General features: G+C 67.2%; 15 protein-coding genes. 5 read left to right on the forward strand and 10 right to left on the reverse strand.

Annotated elements, in window-relative coordinates:
- Position 1: 1 nt before the first annotated feature.
- From ASC95_RS21775 to ASC95_RS21795, 5 genes are all read right to left on the reverse strand, one after another.
- Entirely contained in the window at positions 2-703 is a 702-nt protein-coding gene (locus ASC95_RS21775; protein ID WP_056196394.1) for a succinate dehydrogenase iron-sulfur subunit, read from the reverse strand.
- Between the two features lie 11 nt (positions 704-714).
- A complete protein-coding gene (gene sdhA / locus ASC95_RS21780) occupies positions 715-2481 on the reverse strand; it encodes a succinate dehydrogenase flavoprotein subunit (RefSeq protein ID WP_057299789.1) in 1767 nt (588 codons plus the stop codon).
- Entirely contained in the window at positions 2481-2840 is a 360-nt protein-coding gene (gene sdhD, locus ASC95_RS21785; RefSeq protein ID WP_057299790.1) for a succinate dehydrogenase, hydrophobic membrane anchor protein, read from the reverse strand. The genes sdhA and sdhD overlap by 1 nt, the downstream gene beginning before the upstream one ends.
- Positions 2841-2859: 19 nt before the next feature.
- Positions 2860-3288 (reverse strand): succinate dehydrogenase, cytochrome b556 subunit, encoded by a 429-nt coding sequence (gene sdhC, locus ASC95_RS21790; RefSeq protein WP_057299791.1) that lies wholly within the window; start codon positions 3286-3288, stop codon positions 2860-2862.
- A gap of 91 nt (positions 3289-3379) precedes the next feature.
- Complete coding sequence (locus tag ASC95_RS21795; protein WP_057299792.1) at positions 3380-4099, reverse strand: GntR family transcriptional regulator; 720 nt, start codon at positions 4097-4099, stop codon at positions 3380-3382.
- 95 nt (positions 4100-4194) lie between these two features.
- On the opposite strand from ASC95_RS21795, the gene ASC95_RS21800 reads away from it, so the two are divergent.
- On the forward strand, positions 4195-5181 hold the full coding sequence (locus ASC95_RS21800; protein ID WP_057299793.1) for a malate dehydrogenase: 987 nt from the start codon (positions 4195-4197) through the stop codon (positions 5179-5181).
- A 163-nt stretch (positions 5182-5344) separates the two neighbouring features.
- Here ASC95_RS21800 and ASC95_RS21805 read toward each other — a convergent pair whose 3' ends face one another.
- The gene (locus ASC95_RS21805; protein ID WP_057299794.1) at positions 5345-6190 is read right to left on the reverse strand and encodes a universal stress protein; all 846 of its coding nucleotides are present in this window, start codon (positions 6188-6190) and stop codon (positions 5345-5347) included.
- A gap of 206 nt (positions 6191-6396) precedes the next feature.
- On the opposite strand from ASC95_RS21805, the gene ASC95_RS21810 reads away from it, so the two are divergent.
- Positions 6397-6993 (forward strand): NAD(P)H-dependent oxidoreductase, encoded by a 597-nt coding sequence (locus tag ASC95_RS21810; RefSeq protein ID WP_057299795.1) that lies wholly within the window; start codon positions 6397-6399, stop codon positions 6991-6993.
- Between the two features lie 46 nt (positions 6994-7039).
- Here ASC95_RS21810 and ASC95_RS21815 read toward each other — a convergent pair whose 3' ends face one another.
- The 3 genes from ASC95_RS21815 to ASC95_RS21825 form a co-directional block, all read right to left on the reverse strand.
- Positions 7040-9664, reverse strand: coding sequence for a cation-translocating P-type ATPase (locus ASC95_RS21815; RefSeq protein WP_157256445.1), 2625 nt, complete (start codon positions 9662-9664; stop codon positions 7040-7042).
- Between the two features lie 105 nt (positions 9665-9769).
- Positions 9770-10282 carry a cytochrome c gene (locus ASC95_RS21820; protein ID WP_057299796.1) on the reverse strand — a complete coding sequence of 171 codons (513 nt, stop codon included), beginning with the start codon at positions 10280-10282 and terminating at the stop codon, positions 9770-9772.
- Positions 10279-10644: a TraR/DksA family transcriptional regulator gene (locus ASC95_RS21825; protein ID WP_057299797.1), complete on the reverse strand. Its 366-nt coding sequence runs from the start codon at positions 10642-10644 to the stop codon at positions 10279-10281. The genes ASC95_RS21820 and ASC95_RS21825 overlap by 4 nt, the downstream gene beginning before the upstream one ends.
- A gap of 272 nt (positions 10645-10916) precedes the next feature.
- Here ASC95_RS21825 and ASC95_RS21830 point away from each other — a divergent pair, with 272 nt between their 5' ends.
- Positions 10917-12191, forward strand: coding sequence for an MgtC/SapB family protein (locus ASC95_RS21830; protein ID WP_057299798.1), 1275 nt, complete (start codon positions 10917-10919; stop codon positions 12189-12191).
- 29 nt (positions 12192-12220) lie between these two features.
- Here ASC95_RS21830 and ASC95_RS21835 read toward each other — a convergent pair whose 3' ends face one another.
- Positions 12221-13786, reverse strand: a complete 1566-nt coding sequence (locus tag ASC95_RS21835) for a methyl-accepting chemotaxis protein (protein ID WP_057299799.1) — start codon at positions 13784-13786, stop codon at positions 12221-12223.
- A gap of 149 nt (positions 13787-13935) precedes the next feature.
- Here ASC95_RS21835 and ASC95_RS21840 point away from each other — a divergent pair, with 149 nt between their 5' ends.
- The gene (locus ASC95_RS21840; RefSeq protein ID WP_057299800.1) at positions 13936-14949 is read left to right on the forward strand and encodes a CoA ester lyase; all 1014 of its coding nucleotides are present in this window, start codon (positions 13936-13938) and stop codon (positions 14947-14949) included.
- A 127-nt stretch (positions 14950-15076) separates the two neighbouring features.
- Complete coding sequence (locus ASC95_RS21845; protein ID WP_157256446.1) at positions 15077-15691, forward strand: hypothetical protein; 615 nt, start codon at positions 15077-15079, stop codon at positions 15689-15691.
- The last annotated feature ends 14 nt before the right edge of the window (positions 15692-15705 follow it).

A 15705-nucleotide genomic window follows, 5' to 3' on the forward strand; every position in this document is an offset into this window, starting at 1 on the left:
GTCAGACCGCGCGGCGGACCATCAATTCCTTGATCTTGCCGATGGCCTTCGTGGGGTTCAGGCCCTTGGGGCAGACGTCCACGCAGTTCATGATGGTGTGGCAGCGGAACAGGCGGTACGGGTCTTCGAGGTTGTCCAGGCGCTCGGCGGTCGCTTCGTCGCGGCTGTCGGCGATGAAGCGGTAGGCCTGCAGCAGGCCGGCCGGGCCGACGAACTTGTCGGGGTTCCACCAGAAGCTCGGGCAGCTTGTCGAGCAGCTCGCGCACAGGATGCACTCGTACAGGCCGTCCAGTTCCTCGCGCTCGACGGGCGACTGCAGCCGCTCCTTGTCGGGCGGCGGGTTGTCGTTGACGAGGTAGGGCTTGATCGAGTGGTATTGCTTGAAGAACTGCGTCATGTCGACGATGAGGTCGCGCACGACGGGCAGGCCCGGCAGCGGCTTGAGCACGATGGTGCCCGGCAGCGTCAGCATATTGGTCAGGCAGGCCAGACCGTTCTTGCCGTTGATGTTCATTGCATCCGAGCCGCAAACGCCTTCGCGGCAGGAGCGGCGGAAGGACAGGCTGGGATCAACCGCCTTCAGCTTGACCAGGGCGTCCAGCAGCATGCGCTCATGGCCGTCCAGCTCGACCTCGAGGGTCTGCATGTAGGGCTTGGCGTCCTTGTCGGGGTCGTAGCGGTAGATCTGGAAGGTGCGCTTCATGTCTGGCTCACTTAGAAGGTACGAACCTTCGGGGGCACGGATTCAACGGTCAACGGCGTCAGGTTCACCGGCTTGTAGTCCAGGCGATTGCCTTCGGAGTACCACAGCGTGTGCTTCATCCAGTTCGCGTCGTCGCGGTTCGGGTAGTCGTTGTGCGCATGGGCGCCGCGGCTCTCGGGGCGGGCGGCGGCCGAGATCATCGTGGCCTGCGCCGCTTCGATGAGGTTCTCGACTTCCAGCGCCTCGACGCGGGCCGTGTTGAAGACCTTGGACTTGTCCTTCAGGCCGATCGAGCCGACGCGCTTGGCGATCTCCTTGATCTTGCCCACGCCTTCGTTCATCGACGCCTGCGTGCGGAACACGCCGGCGTGCTGCTGCATGGCCGCGCGGATGTCGTTGGCGACGTCCTGCGAATACTCGCCGTTGGTGGCCGAGTCCAGGCGGGCCAGGCGGGCCAGCGTCTTGTCGGCGGCGTCCTTGGGCAGGTCCTTGTGGGACTTGGTCTTCAGGTTGAAGTCGACGATGTGGTTGCCGGCGGCGCGGCCGAACACGATCAGGTCCAGCAGCGAGTTGGTGCCCAGGCGGTTGGCGCCGTGCACCGACACGCAGGAGCATTCACCCACGGCATACAGGCCGTTGATGATGTCGTTGGGCTTGCCGTTCTTCGGGATGACGACCTGACCGTGCACATTGGTCGGGATGCCACCCATCTGGTAATGGATGGTCGGCACCACGGGGATCGGCTCCTTGGTGATGTCGACGTTGGCGAAGTTGTGGCCAATCTCCAGCACCGATGGCAAGCGCTTGGCGATGGTCTCGGCGCCCAGGTGGGTCATGTCCAGCAGCACGTAGTCCTTGTTGGGACCACAGCCGCGACCTTCCTTGATCTCCTGGTCCATCGAGCGCGACACGAAGTCGCGCGGCGCCAGGTCCTTCAGCGTCGGGGCATAGCGCTCCATGAAGCGCTCGCCGTTGCTGTTGCGCAGGATGGCGCCTTCGCCACGGCAACCTTCAGTCAGCAGCACGCCCGCGCCGGCCACGCCGGTGGGGTGGAACTGCCAGAACTCCATGTCTTCCAGCGGGATGCCGGCGCGCGCCGCCATGCCCAGGCCATCACCGGTGTTGATGAAGGCGTTGGTGGAGGCCGCGAAGATGCGGCCGGCGCCGCCGGTGGCCAGCAGCACGGTCTTGGCGTGCAGGATGTGGACCTCGCCGGTCTCCATCTCCAGCGCCGTCACGCCGACGGCATCGCCCTCGGCGTCGCGGATGATGTCCAGCGCCATCCACTCGACGAAGAACTGCGTGCGCGCCTTGACGTTCTGCTGGTAGAGCGTGTGCAGCAGCGCGTGGCCGGTGCGGTCGGCCGCGGCGCAGGCGCGCTGCACGGGCTTCTCGCCGTAGTTGGCGGTGTGGCCGCCGAAGGGGCGCTGGTAGATGGTGCCGTCGGCATTGCGGTCGAACGGCATGCCGAAGTGCTCAAGCTCGTAGACGACTTTGGGCGCTTCGCGGCACATGAACTCGATGGCGTCCTGGTCGCCCAGCCAGTCCGAGCCCTTGACGGTGTCGAAGAAGTGGTAGTGCCAGTTGTCCTCGCTCATGTTGCCGAGCGAGGCGCCGATGCCGCCCTGCGCGGCGACGGTGTGCGAACGGGTCGGGAAGACCTTGGACAGCACGGCCACGTTGAGGCCGGCCAATGCCAGTTGCAGCGAGGCGCGCATGCCGGAGCCACCGGCCCCGACGATCACCACATCGAACTTGCGGGTAGAAAGCGCCGCCATCAGAGTCTCCACAGAACCTGGATTGCCCAACCGGCGCAACCCAACAACCAAACGATGGTGAACACCTGCAGCGCGAGGCGCACACCGACGGGCTTGATGTAGTCCATCCAGATGTCGCGCATGCCGACCCAGGCGTGATATGCCAGGGACAGGATGGTCACGAAGGTGATGACCTTCATCCACTGCTGGGAAAAGATCGCCGCCCAGCGGTCATAGCCGAGGGCGCCCGGCATCAGCACCTGCACCAGCAACACGACGGTGAACAGGGCCATCAGCACGGCGGTGACGCGTTGCGCCAGCCAGTCGCGCAGGCCGTAATGCGCACCGACGACGATGCGCTTGGAGCCAAAAGTACTCATTGTTGTTGTCCTCGAGGGCTCAGTAGAGACCGAACAGCTTGGCGCCGAGCAGCAGTGTCAACAGGGTGCTGAGGACCAGCGTGACCATTGCCGAGTTGTGGCCCTGGGCCTTGCTGACGCTGTGGGTTGCGTCCATCCACAGGTGACGCACACCGGCGATGAAATGCGCGAGGTAACCCCAAATCAGGCCCAGCGTGACGAGCTTGACAAACCAGCCCGGGATGCCAGCGAAGCCGGCCACGAACACGTTCGTGAAGGTCTCGAAGGAGATTTCCGTGCTCAGGCTGCTGTCCAGCATCCAGATCACGAAGGGCAGCAAGGCGAACAACACGAAGCCGCTGATGCGATGCAGGATGGAGACGATGCCAGCGGGCGGAAGGCGGTAGCTGACGATCTGTGTGACGTGAATATTGGTATAGACCGGTCTTTTCTTGACGCTGTCCGTCATGGTCGTGCCCGTAATCAATGTGAAACCGAAAGATTCTAGGCCAGAGAGTCACGCCGGCCTTCGCACTTGCTGCACTGCGGCATTGTCAGATTCAGTTCAACTCATTGAGGTAGTGGTCTGCTTCGGTGTGGTAGAGACCGCGGCGCAATTCGACCGCCCGGTCGCCATAGGTGTACGCCACGCGCTCGACGCTGAGCAGGGGTGCGCCATCGGCAACACCCAGCAGTTCGGCGGCTTCGGCAGTGGCCGCAACGGCACGCAGCTTCTCCTCGGCCCGCACCATGTGCACCTGGAAACGCTCCTCGAACAGCGCGTACAGCGTGCCCGGATAGGCGTTGATGACTTCGCTGCTGAGCCCGCGGAAGTGCCGTTCCGGCAGCCAGAGGTCGTCGAGCACGACAGCGCGGCCGCGGCGCAGCAGAAGCCGCCTGACCTCGATGACGGGCTCGGACGTGCGCAAATGCAGGGCCCGCGCCGTCTCGGCCGTGGCGCGCGCGCGCCGGCAGTGCAGCAACTCCCGCGTGAAGCCGGTGGTGACACCCTCGTCAGCCACCAAGCGCAGGAAGCGGTAGGGGTTGCGCGGCGCCGTATGGGTCGCGACAAAGGTGCCGGCGCCCTGGCGACGCTCGACGACGTGGGCCGCCGCCAGTTCATCCATCGCCTTCCTGACGGTGCCCGAACTGGCGTGGAAGCGCTCGGCCAGGGCCGCCTCGCTGGGCAGGGCGTCGCCCGGCCGCCACTCGCCGGCGGCCAGGGCGGCAACGATCAACTGGCGGATCTGCTCGTACAGCGGGGCTGGCGACTTGGGCATGCGCGCATTGCAGCACAGGGTATGCCCGTACACTCGACGGGTTTCGGGCGATCTGCCCCGGTCCAAGCTTTATCAACTGTCCCTCGGAGACTTCCATGAGCAAGAAACCCGTTCGCGTCGCCGTCACCGGCGCAGCTGGCCAGATCGGCTACGCCCTGCTGTTCCGCATCGCCTCCGGCGAAATGCTGGGCAAGGACCAGCCCGTCATCCTGCAGCTGTTGGAGATTCCCGACGAGAAGGCTCAGAACGCGCTCAAGGGCGTGATCATGGAACTCGAAGACTGCGCCTTCCCGCTGCTGGCGGGCATCGAGGCCCACAGCGACCCGATGACCGCCTTCAAGGACACCGACTACGCCCTGCTCGTCGGCGCCCGCCCGCGCGGCCCCGGCATGGAGCGCGCCGACCTGCTGGCCGCCAACGCCCAGATCTTCACGGTGCAGGGCAAGGCCCTGAACGCCGTCGCCTCGCGCAATGTGCGCGTGCTGGTGGTCGGCAACCCCGCCAACACCAATGCCTACATCGCGATGAAGTCGGCCCCGGACCTGCCGGCCAAGAACTTCACGGCCATGCTGCGCCTGGATCACAACCGCGCCGCCTCGCAGATCGCCTCCAAGACCGGCAAGCCGGTCGGCTCGATCGAGAAGCTGGCCGTCTGGGGCAATCACTCGCCGACGATGTACGCCGATTACCGCAATGCCACCATCGACGGCCAGCCGGTCAAGGCCCTGATCAATGACGAGGACTGGAACCGCAACACCTTCCTGCCGACGGTCGGCAAGCGCGGCGCGGCCATCATTGCCGCCCGCGGCCTGTCGTCCGCCGCCTCGGCCGCCAATGCCGCCATCGACCACATGCGCGACTGGGCCCTGGGCACCAATGGCAAGTGGGTCACGATGGGCATCCCGTCGGGTGGCGAATACGGCATCCCCAAGGAAGTCATGTTCGGCTACCCGGTCACCTGCGAAGGCGGCGAATACAAGATCGTGCAAGGCATCAGCATCGACGAGTTCTCGCAGGAGTGCATCAACAAGACGCTGAAGGAACTGACGGACGAGCAGGACGGCGTCAAGCACCTGCTCTGAGGCAGCATCAACGGCGGGCTCGCCGTCAGCCAGTTACAGGACACCCTTGCGAGGGTGTCTTTTTTTGGCTCTCGCGGGCTGCGACAGCCCCGCATCGCGAGAAGGCGCGGCTGGCCAAGTGCTGCTGGCGGCCAACCGGCAGTACGGACCGTCCGACGCACGCTCAGTGCGAAAGCAGCACCGGCACGGGCGAGCTGGCCATCAACGTGCGCGTCACGCCGCCGAGCACAGCCTCGCGCAGGCGCGAATGGCCGTACCCGCCGGCGACGATCAGTTGGGCGCCCATGTCCGCCGCGTGCGACAACAGCGCTTCACCCGCCGCCACCTTGATGGGCACATAGCTGACCTTCACTTTCAGCCCATGGCGCGCAAGCCAGAGCCCGATGTCGGCGCCCGGCATTGGGCCATGATTGCGCCCAACATCTTCAGGTGTCTCGAACACGGCCACCTCGACACTCGCCGCCTGCCTCAGCAGGGGAAGCGCATCACGCATGGCCCGTGCGGCTTCGCGGCTGCCGTCCCACCCGACCAGCACCCGTGCCGCTGCCGGCACCTCGCACTCGCCCGCGAACGGCAGCACCAGCAGCGGCCGGCCCGAGCGCAGCAGCATTTCCTGCGCCATTTGCCCCGACGAGCCGTTGCAGGCATCGTCGGGGTTCAGCTGGGAGACCACGGCCAGGTCGCAGTAGCGCGCTGCAAGCGTCATCACTTCACCCGCATAGCCCATCTCGACGCGGCCTTCATAGGAGGTCACGCCCAGGAGCGAGACCCGTTCCTGGAAGAGGCGCGCGCGGCCGAGTGCCTGACTGCGCAGTTCATCCATCGCCGCCTGCTGATAGGCGGCAAGCCCCCCGCCTCCGGCGCCTTCGGGCGGCAGGGCGTACCACCCGGCCGGCGCAAGGCCGATGAGATGAGCCTCGTACCGCAGGGCCAGCGCCGCGGCAGCGTCCACGCGGCCCTGGACGTTCACTCCGCTGTCGAGGTGGACGAGGATGCTCTTGATTCCCATGCTGTTTCTCCATTGACGCCGTGGCGCCGTTGCGTGCGTCAGATGTTTCTCGACCGCGGCGATGGCGTGGTTGACCCTGGTCAATGAAAGCAGGGGTTCCTCGCTGCCGCGGGCCGGGTTTGTGTTGTGCAGTCGGAGACACCCTGCAAGCCCAGCCATTGATCCCGCGCAACGCGGCGCCACGCCCACCTGGGTAGCCTTGGGCGATGAATACCCATGCGCGACGCGTTCTCCTCATCCTCGGCCACCCGGATGCCACCCGAGGACACCTCTGCCACGCGCTGGCGGATGCCTATGCCGAGGGCGCGCTGTCCGCGGGCCATCAGGTGCGCCTCATGGACGTGGCGACGCTGGATTTCCCGCTGCTTCGCAGCAAGGACGAATGGGACCACGGCGCCCTGCCCGCTTCGCTGCTGCCTGCACAGGAGCACATCCGTTGGGCCAGCCACGTGGTGCTGTTCTTCCCGCTGTGGCTGGGCGACATGCCGGCTTTGCTGAAGGCCTTTCTAGAGCAGGTCGCGCGCCCCGGCTTTGCGCTGGGCAAGGCCGGCGACGGGGCGGCCGGCGGCAAGCTGCTCAAGGGCCGCTCCGCGAGGGTGGTCGTGACCATGGGCATGCCGGCACTCGTCTACCGCTGGTACTTCCGTGCCCACAGCCTGAAATCACTGGAACGCAACATCCTGGGCTTCGTCGGCTTCGCGCCGGTTCACGAGACGCTGGTGGGCGGGGTCGAGGCCCTGGGCGAAGCCGGCGTGGCGAAGTGGCTCAAGCGAATGAGCCGAATCGGCGCCCGCGCCGACTGAGCCGGCTTCGCAGGCCCTGCGGCGCCCGTGCCGACTGCCGCTCGTTTCAGCTCGGCAGCTTCGCTGCCGAGGCGCTGCGCAGCCGCCCGCTCCATGTGATCCCGGCACCCACTGCCAGTGCCACCGCCACCAAGGCCAGCACGAGATCCTGGGCCACCGGAACGCCAAAATGCAGCAAGCGCCTCGGGCCCGGCACCAGCACGGCAATGGCCAGCGCAGACGCCGCCACGGTGGCGACTGCCCAGAAGGCCCGGGCGCTGCGATCAGACAAGGCGCGAAGGCCGCTGCCGAGGGCCATGTTGGCCGCCACCAGCATCAGGTTCCCGAACGTCAGGCCGACCACCGCCAGCGTGCGCGCCACGTCGGCGTCACGCCCGGCTCGCAGCGCCAGCATGTATAGGCCAAGGGTCGCCGCGAGCAGGCAGCTGCCTTGCGCCAAGCCTTGCCACAGCATCGACCACCCCACGATGCCGTCGTCCGTGCGCCGCGGCGGCCGCTGCATCAGCCCTGGCGCTTCGGCGGCACCTTCAAACGCAAGCGAGCACACCGGATCAATCACCATTTCGGTCAGCACCACATGGACCGGCAGCATCAATGGTGGCAGCCCGAACAGCAGAGGCAGCAACGCGAGTCCGGCCACCGGGACATGGATGGCGGTGATGTAGGTCATGACCTTGCGGAGGTTGTCGAAGATGCGCCGGCCCATGCGAACACCGCCAACGATGCGCCCGAAATCTTCGTCCAGCAGCACCAGGCCGGCGGCCTCGCGCGCGACATCCGTCCCACGTATCCCCATCGCGATGCCGACATGAGCCGCCTTCAGCGCCGGTGCGTCGTTGACGCCGTCGCCCGTCATGGCCACGGTCTCGCCATTGCTTCGCAGCGCCAGCACCAGCCTGAGCTTGTGCTCCGGCATCACGCGGGCGAACACGCGCACATGCCGTACGGCCCGGGCCAGGTCGGCCTCACCGAGAGCGGCGATGTCGGCCCCGGTCAGGACGCCCGCACGCACATCGAGGCCGGCCTGCGCGGCAATGGCCAGTGCCGTGGCCGCATGATCGCCGGTGACCATCACCACCGCGATGCCGGCCTGCCGCGCCTGCGCGACCGCATCCGGCACGCTGTCGCGCAGCGGATCCTCGAAGGCCGCCAGGCCCAGCAACGTGAAGTCGTGGTCATGCTGACGCACCACGGTTTCGCCGCGCGGCGAACGGCCTTCGGCCACGGCCAGCACGCGAAGTCCCTGCCCGGCCAGATGCTTCACCCGGACCAAGAGATCGGCGCTTCGTTGCGGATCGAGGTGGCATAGATCGAACACCGCCTCCGGGGCGCCCTTGGCGGCGACGCAGAGCTGGCCGGCTGCGTCCGTCCATTCATGCGACATCGCCAGCAATTCGGGGCTGAGCGGAAACTCACGCGTCAACGTCCAGTCGGGGTGCAGGTGTGCGGTGCCTGCCAGCAAGGCATCGCCGCGCGCGATCAGCGCACGGTCCATCGGATCGCTGCCGTCACGCCGCGAAGCCAGCATGCCGAACTCGAGCAGCCGACGCACCGCTTCGGGCAAGTCCTTGCCAGCATCGAGCTCGACCTCCATCTCGTCGGTCACCAGACGGGACAACTGCATCCGGTTTTCGGTGAGGGTACCGGTCTTGTCCACACATAGCACGGTGGCCGCGCCCAGGGCCTCAATGACGGCGGGACGACGCGCCAGCACTTTGATGCGAGCCAGCCGCCAGGCGCCCAGCGAAAGGAAGACGGCGAGCGCCATCGGGAACTCTTCGGGCAGCATCGCCATGCCGATGGCGACGGCCGACAGCAGCCCCTGCATCCAGTCGCCCTGCACCAGGCCGTAAACCACCACGATCACTGCGCAAATGCCGGCGGCCGCCAGGCCGAAGGCACGCACCAGCCGGCGCAGATGCTGCTCCAGGGGCGTTGGCACCGTCTCGATGGCGGCCAGAGATGCACCGATGCGGCCAACCTGCGTGCCTGAGCCAGTGGCCACCGCCTCGATGACGGCATGGCCGGTGACGGCCAGGGTGCTCGCGTACACGAAGGCGCTGGCATTGCTTTCGGGCGACGCCATGGCCAGGCCGTCTTGCACCTGCCACACCCGCTTGTCCACCGGCACCGATTCCCCGGTCAGCAACGACTCGTCGACCTGCAGGCCGACCGCCTCGCGAACGATGCCGTCGGCTGCGACCCGCTCGCCTTCGCCGACCATGAAGATGTCGCCGGGCACCAGTTCGCGCGCCGGGATGCGCACCATGCGCCCGTCACGCACGACGCGCACCTGCGGTGCGGACAGCGTGCGCAGGGCAGCCAGCGCGTGCTCGCTGCGCCGTTCCTGCATGACGACCAGGCCCACCGTGACAACGGCGAAGAAAGCCAGGAGCAGGCCCTCGCCCAGATCACCCAGCAGCAGGTAGATGGCCGCCGCCGCCAGCAGCAGCAAGAACATCGGCTCGGTGAACACCCCGCGCAGCGTGCGTGCCAGGCCGCGCTTTTCCGTATCGCCCACCTCGTTGGGGCCAATGAGGGACAAGCGCTGGCGCGCCTGGGCATCGCTCAGCCCTCGCGGCGGCGTGGGCGTGGCTTGCGTCGCCTGTGGCAGTGACGCGTGAATGCCTGCGCCGATCGGCGCCTCGCTCTCAGCGTGCACAGTGGCCACCGTCGGCGGCGGGACGGCCAGTCCCCGATGTGCCGCCGGTCATCAGGGCGACTTGTACTTGAAGCATGGCGTTCCCTCTGCCGCGAAGCCGCTGAAAGCGAGTTCTCAGTCGGGCGCCCGCGGCCGCGAAGGGCGCCCCGGGGCCTGCGTGCCGTCGGCGCGGGCGGACAGATAGGCGTAGAGGTCGATGATGTGGGCCGTCACGGTGGGGTCGCCCTGCCAGGCAGGCATCACCAGCGCCGCTTCCCTACCCTGCAGAACCTTTTCAACCAGGGCGCTCTGCGAGGCACCCTGCGGGTCGGACTCCGCCGCCGCGAGGATCCAGTCGTAGCGCCTGAGCACCAGGCTCACAAACTGGTGCGAGCCCATCTCGCGGAGTCTGGGCAGCAGGTCGGGGCCGGCCGCCGTACCGGTCGCCGTTGGGCCATGGCAGGTCGCGCACTTCTGCTGGAACACCCGCCAGCCGATGTAGACCTCGCCTTCCGGCAAGGCACGGCGCGCCAGCTCCCGAGCCGGCTTGGCGTTCTGCACCTCCAGGGCGCAACCGGTGGCCAGCGCGGCCACAGCGAGTGACGCGAGGGCCAGACGACGGTACCGCCGCACGCCGTGCGCAGTCATGACAGATGCTCCCGGACGGCCTGGCAGCCCGCGCACAGCCGCACGGACGGCAGGGCCGTGAGGCGCGCCACGGGAATAGCCTCGCCACAGTCGGCGCAGTCGCCATAGTTTCCCGTGGCCAGCCGGCTCAGCGCGGCATCAACCTCCTGCAACTCCTGCAAGTCTCGGGTGGCCTGGAAGTCCTCGGTCTGCTGGCGCTGCATGAGCTCTGCGCCGTCCTTGAGATCCTGTACTTCCTGGGATTGCGTCTGCAATTCCTGGCGTGCCAGCTGCGCCGCATGGACCTCGGCTCGCAGTTCGGCCTGGCGGTACAGCAGCAATTGACGCAGCATCGGCAGGTGGGCTTGGGTTTGAATTTCCATCTTGGGCCATCCTTGATCGGCGAAGGCCCATGCTAGGGAGCCCGCCGGCAATCGGGTTGCGCTGGATCAAGCCGGACGACTCAGGCCCGGACTTGGCCGCTGCGTTGATTGCCGCGCGTTACGGGTTGACCGGGATCAACGCCGGCGCTGCGCTGGCCGCTTAGATTGACTCGTCATCAGGGCTGCTTGCTTGGCAGCCGCTAATCGAGGGACACGCATGCCGATGAACTCAGCCTCGCGAGGCAGGCCGAGCAACGCCAAGGGCGGCAGGCATGACGCCTGATCTCGCCGGTCGCTTCTTCGTCGCTCTCCTCATCGGCATCCTGGTCGGCATCGAACGGGAGAAGAAGCGGCCTGCCACGCCCTCCCACACGATCGGCGGCATCCGCACCCACGCCCTGCTGGCCTTGTCCGGCGCGGCCTCAGCCTGGCTCGGGCAGGCGCTGCAACTGCAGTGGCTCTTCGTTGCGGTGCTCGCTTGCGTGAGCGCCATGGCCATTGCCAGCCACATGGCCTGGCGCCAGGACGGGAGGGATGCGCCGCCAAGCATGACCAGCGAGATCGCGGCGCTGCTCGTCGTTGTTCTGGGCGGCATGGCGGCCACCGGCAGCGAGGCTCTGGCCGTCGCGCTGGCCGTGGCGTTGTCGGCGGTCCTGGCGTTCAAGCAGCCCCTGCACGCCTTGGTGGAACGGGTCGGCCTCGATGACATCCTTGCAGGCATCAAGCTGCTGATTGCCTCGGTCATCGTGCTGCCCCTCGTGCCGAATGAGACGGTGGACCCCTGGCATGCACTGAACCCCTATCAGCTGTGGCTGCTGGTGGTGCTGATCTCGGCACTCTCGCTGGCCGGCTACATCGGCATGCGTTGGCTAGGGCCTGCGCGAGGTGCCGCCATCACCGGCCTGGCCGGAGGTCTGGTCTCTTCGACGGCCACCACGCTGAACTTCGCGCGTGAGAGCTGGAAGGCTGGAAGCTCCGCCAACGCCAGCGCGGCGACCACCGGCATCCTGTGCGCATGGTTCGTCATGTTCCTGCGCGTGACGACGATCGTCGCCCTCCTCAACCGGCAGCTGCTGGGTGCGTTGTGGCCCCCGCTGTTGGCCATGGGCCTGGTCACCGGCGCCCTGGCCCTGCGGCATTACCTCGCCGGAGCGGCCGCCGCGCCCGCCCCCGTCCAGGCCTCCGCCCCCCTGAAGAACCCATTCAGCCTGGGTGCCGCGATCCGGTTCGGCGCCTTGTTCGCCGTCGTCCTCGTGGTGACGAAGCTGGCCCAGCAGCAATTCCCCACCGGCGGCCTGCTTGCGATCTCTGCGCTCGCCGGCGCAGCAGACGTTGACGCGATCGTGCTTTCGCTCAGCGGCCAGAAGGACGGCTCGCTGACGACGGCCGGGACCGCGTGGGCGCTGCTGGCGGCCCTGCTTGCCAACACGGTGGTGAAGATCGCGATGGTGCTGCTTGTCGCGCGCGGCACGGTGCGCCGGGAGATGGCCATCGCGAGTGTGGCGATCTGCCTGGTGGGTGGCACCTCGGCCTGGGTTTGGCTCTGAACCGAAACTGGGCCACGCCCGCCACGGCGTCAGCGCGTGGCCGGCAGCCGGAAGGTCGACACCGTCTCCACCAACTGCTGAGCTTGCACCTTGAGGCCATCTGCCGCAGCGGCCATCTGTTCCACCATCGCGGCGTTCTGTTGCGTGGCCTGGTCCATCTGCGTGACGGCCTGGCCGACCTGGCTCACGCCCGAACTCTGCTCGGCACTGGACGAGCTGATCTCACCCATGATGTCGGTCACGCGCTGGATGCTGCTGACGACTCGGTCCATCGTCGCGCCAGCCTGGTCGACGAGGGTGTTGCCGCGGTCGACGCGCTCCAGGCTCTGCGAGATCAGCGTCTTGATCTCCCGGGCGGCTTCCGCGCTGCGGCCGGCCAGCAGCCGCACCTCGCCGGCGACGACTGCGAAGCCGCGGCCCTGCTCGCCGGCGCGTGCCGCTTCCACGGCGGCGTTCAGCGCCAGGATGTTGGTCTGGAAGGCGATGCCGTCGATGACGGAGATGATGTCGCCGATGCGGCGCGAGCTGTCGTTGATGCCCTTCATCGTGTCGACGACCTGCTTGACGACCTGGCCGCCTTCCGCAGCGACGTGCGAAGCGTTCTGCGCCAGCTGGTTGGCCTGCTGGGCGTTGTCGACGTTGTTGCGCACGGTGGCGCCGAGTTCGTCCATGGAGGCCGCCGTCTGCTGCAGCGCGCTGGCCTGGCTTTCCGTCCGGGCGCTCAGGTCCTGGTTGCCGGAGGCGATCTCAGAGCTTGCATTGGCCACCGACTCCGAGCCGTCCCGCACCTGCTGCACGATGCTGGCCATGCTGTCGCGCATGGCTTTCACGCCCTGCATGACGCTCTCATGGCTGCTGCCCTGCAGGTCGATGTCAACGCTGAGGTCGCCTTCGGCCAGTTGGCGCGTGATCTCGTTGACGCGCGCGGGCTCGCCACCCAACTGGCGCGTGATGCTGCGCGTGATGGCCAGGCCCAGCACCAGCAGCACGCCGGCCAGCACCCCCACCCCCAGGCCCACCTTCCAGACACGCTGCCAGATGGCCGCGTCGACCGTGTCCACATAGACGCCCGAGCCGATGATCCAGCTCCAGGGCGTGAAGCCCTTCACGTACGACACCTTGGGCACGGGCTGCTCGCTGCCCGGCTTGGGCCACATATAGGGCAGGAAGCCTGCGCCGCTGGCCTTGACGATGTCGACCATCGCGACGAAGAGCGGCTTGCCGGTCGGGTCCTTGCTGTTGTTCAGCGTCTTGCCCTCCAGCTCCGGCTTCATGGGATGCATGACCATGATCGGGCTCATGTCGTTGACCCAGAAATACTCGTTGCCGCTGTAGCGCAGTCCCCGCAGGGCGGCGAGGGCCGACTTCTTGGCGTCCTCGTCGGACAGCTTGCCTGTCGCAACCTGGGCGTGGAAATGCGAGACGACGCCATGCGCCGCCTCGACCGCCTGGCGCACCGCCTGCTGACGCTCGTTCAGGATCAGTTCCCGCTCCGAGAACAGCAGGATGGCCGCCACCAGCAGCACACCCAGAACGGCGCCGAAGGTTTGCAAGGCGAGGCGGCGGGAAACCCTGAGCGACTCGAGCTTGAGCATGGCTTTGTCTCCGGAGATCGTTGTGTGCAGATGCTGTCACGCCTGGGTCAGACATGACAGTGCACAAGCACCCCTTGTTCCCGCAAACGTCGCGATTCCGCGACCAGCGTCGCACCTGGCAACGCTGCCGGCCTGGGTACAGTGGCGCGATGAGCGCCCTCCTCCACCCCCGCCAGGCCCTGTTCGGCCATGAAGCCACGCGGCCCGCGCTGCCTGTCGTCGACCATTACTGCGGCGTCGAGGCCCGCATGCGCAAGAGCCTGGCCGTGCAGGCCGAACTCGGCCCCGTCTTCGACATCACGCTGGACGCCGAGGACGGCGCCCCCGTCGGTGGCGAGGCCGAACATGCGCTGCTGATCGCCGAAGTGGCAACGAGCTCGGCCAACCGCTTCGGCCGCGTCGGCGCACGGGTGCATCCCTTCGGCCACGCCGCCTTCGAGGCCGATGTCGAAACGCTGGTCGCCAAGGCCGGTGACCGGCTGGCCTATCTGATGATCCCCAAGCCGGAGAGCGCCGATGACGTCGAGCGGGCGATTGCCGCCATCGACGTGGCCTGCGAGCGGCATGCAAAACCGAAGCTGCCGCTGCAAGTGCTGATCGAAACCCATGGCGCGCTGCGCGAGGTCTTCCGCATCGCCGCCCATCCGCGCATCGAATCGCTGTCTTTCGGCCTGATGGACTTCGTCTCGGCCCATGGTGGAGCCATTCCCAAGTTGGCCATGGAGCTGCCCGGCCAGTTCGAGCATCCGCTGGTCGTGCGCGCCAAGCTGGAGATCGCTGCCGCGGCGCACGCCTTCGGCAAGACGCCTTCGCACTGCGTCGTCACCGAATTCCGCGATGCCGAGCGGCTCGCGGCGGCCGCACGCCGCGCCACGCGCGAATTCGGCTACACGCGCATGTGGAGCATCCACCCGGACCAGATCCGCCCCATCGTCGAAGCCTTCGCGCCGGCCGCCGAAGAGGTGCTGGAGGCAGCTGAGTTGCTGCTCGCCGCGCAAGCCGCGCAGTGGGCGCCCATCTCCTTCGACGACCGCCTGCACGACCGCGCCAGCTATCGCTATTTCTGGACCGTGCTGGAGCGCGCCGAGCGCACCGGACGTGACCTTCCGGACGAAGCACGATCGGCGTTCTTCCCCGTAGCCATCGGGGTAATCGCCGAGTGAGGCACGAACCGGCGTGCAGTCCGTCACGCGGACAATGCCTACATCTTTTCACCGCTGCGCGGCCGCATTGCAGCCATGATTCGCCAGCTTTTTCCACCCTCCTTTCCCACCCCGACTCCAGATGCCGATGACTTCGCTCCGTGCCAGTGCTGCCGCCCTGATCCTCTGCGCCGCCTTGCCCGCCCTGGCCCAGACCGCTCCGGCCAAGCCCGTCGCAAAACACAAGGCCGCGGCCAAGCCCGCGCCCGCCAAAAAGGCACCGCCGCCGCCGCCCGAGCCTGTGCTGGTCGATGCCGATGAGGCCCAGCTTGCCGCTGCGGAGCGCGCCTACCTGGGCGACTACGCCTGCGAGTTCAAGGAGACCGTGCAGATCGAGAAGCATCCCAAGGTGGCCGGCTACATCAACGTGGCCTGGAAGAAGCAGGTCTTCACGATGAAGCCCGTGCTGTCGTCCACCGGCGCGCTGCGCCTGGAAGACGTGATGGGTCGCACGCTGATGATCCAGATCGCCAACAAATCCATGCTGCTGGACACCAAGATCGGCCAGCGCCTCATCGACGACTGTGTCCATCCCGAGCAGATCCGACTGATGGAAGCCGCCAAGGCAGCCAAGATCAATGATCCGGAGGCGGAAGCCGCCGAGGCCGCGCGCAGTGGCCTGGGCATCACGCCCACAGCGGCCGAAACATCCGCAGCGGCCCCGGTGGCGGCAAAACCCGCCAAGACTGCCAAGGCCAGGTGAGGCATCGCTGTTGA

It is taken from the genome of Pelomonas sp. Root1217 (assembly GCF_001425705.1).
In the GTDB taxonomy this organism is placed as follows: Bacteria; Pseudomonadota; Gammaproteobacteria; order Burkholderiales; family Burkholderiaceae_C; genus Pelomonas.

Coding starts and splice junctions, on each gene's coding strand:
- ASC95_RS21775 (WP_056196394.1), bottom strand. CDS start 703: ATGAAGCGCACCTTCCAGATCTACCGCTACGACCCCGACAAGGACGCC.
- sdhA (WP_057299789.1), bottom strand. CDS start 2,481: ATGGCGGCGCTTTCTACCCGCAAGTTCGATGTGGTGATCGTCGGGGCC.
- sdhD (WP_057299790.1), bottom strand. CDS start 2,840: ATGAGTACTTTTGGCTCCAAGCGCATCGTCGTCGGTGCGCATTACGGC.
- sdhC (WP_057299791.1), bottom strand. CDS start 3,288: ATGACGGACAGCGTCAAGAAAAGACCGGTCTATACCAATATTCACGTC.
- ASC95_RS21795 (WP_057299792.1), bottom strand. CDS start 4,099: ATGCCCAAGTCGCCAGCCCCGCTGTACGAGCAGATCCGCCAGTTGATC.
- ASC95_RS21800 (WP_057299793.1), top strand. CDS start 4,195: ATGAGCAAGAAACCCGTTCGCGTCGCCGTCACCGGCGCAGCTGGCCAG.
- ASC95_RS21805 (WP_057299794.1), bottom strand. CDS start 6,190: ATGGGAATCAAGAGCATCCTCGTCCACCTCGACAGCGGAGTGAACGTC.
- ASC95_RS21810 (WP_057299795.1), top strand. CDS start 6,397: ATGAATACCCATGCGCGACGCGTTCTCCTCATCCTCGGCCACCCGGAT.
- ASC95_RS21820 (WP_057299796.1), bottom strand. CDS start 10,282: ATGACTGCGCACGGCGTGCGGCGGTACCGTCGTCTGGCCCTCGCGTCA.
- ASC95_RS21825 (WP_057299797.1), bottom strand. CDS start 10,644: ATGGAAATTCAAACCCAAGCCCACCTGCCGATGCTGCGTCAATTGCTG.
- ASC95_RS21830 (WP_057299798.1), top strand. CDS start 10,917: ATGACGCCTGATCTCGCCGGTCGCTTCTTCGTCGCTCTCCTCATCGGC.
- ASC95_RS21835 (WP_057299799.1), bottom strand. CDS start 13,786: ATGCTCAAGCTCGAGTCGCTCAGGGTTTCCCGCCGCCTCGCCTTGCAA.
- ASC95_RS21840 (WP_057299800.1), top strand. CDS start 13,936: ATGAGCGCCCTCCTCCACCCCCGCCAGGCCCTGTTCGGCCATGAAGCC.
- ASC95_RS21845 (WP_157256446.1), top strand. CDS start 15,077: ATGACTTCGCTCCGTGCCAGTGCTGCCGCCCTGATCCTCTGCGCCGCC.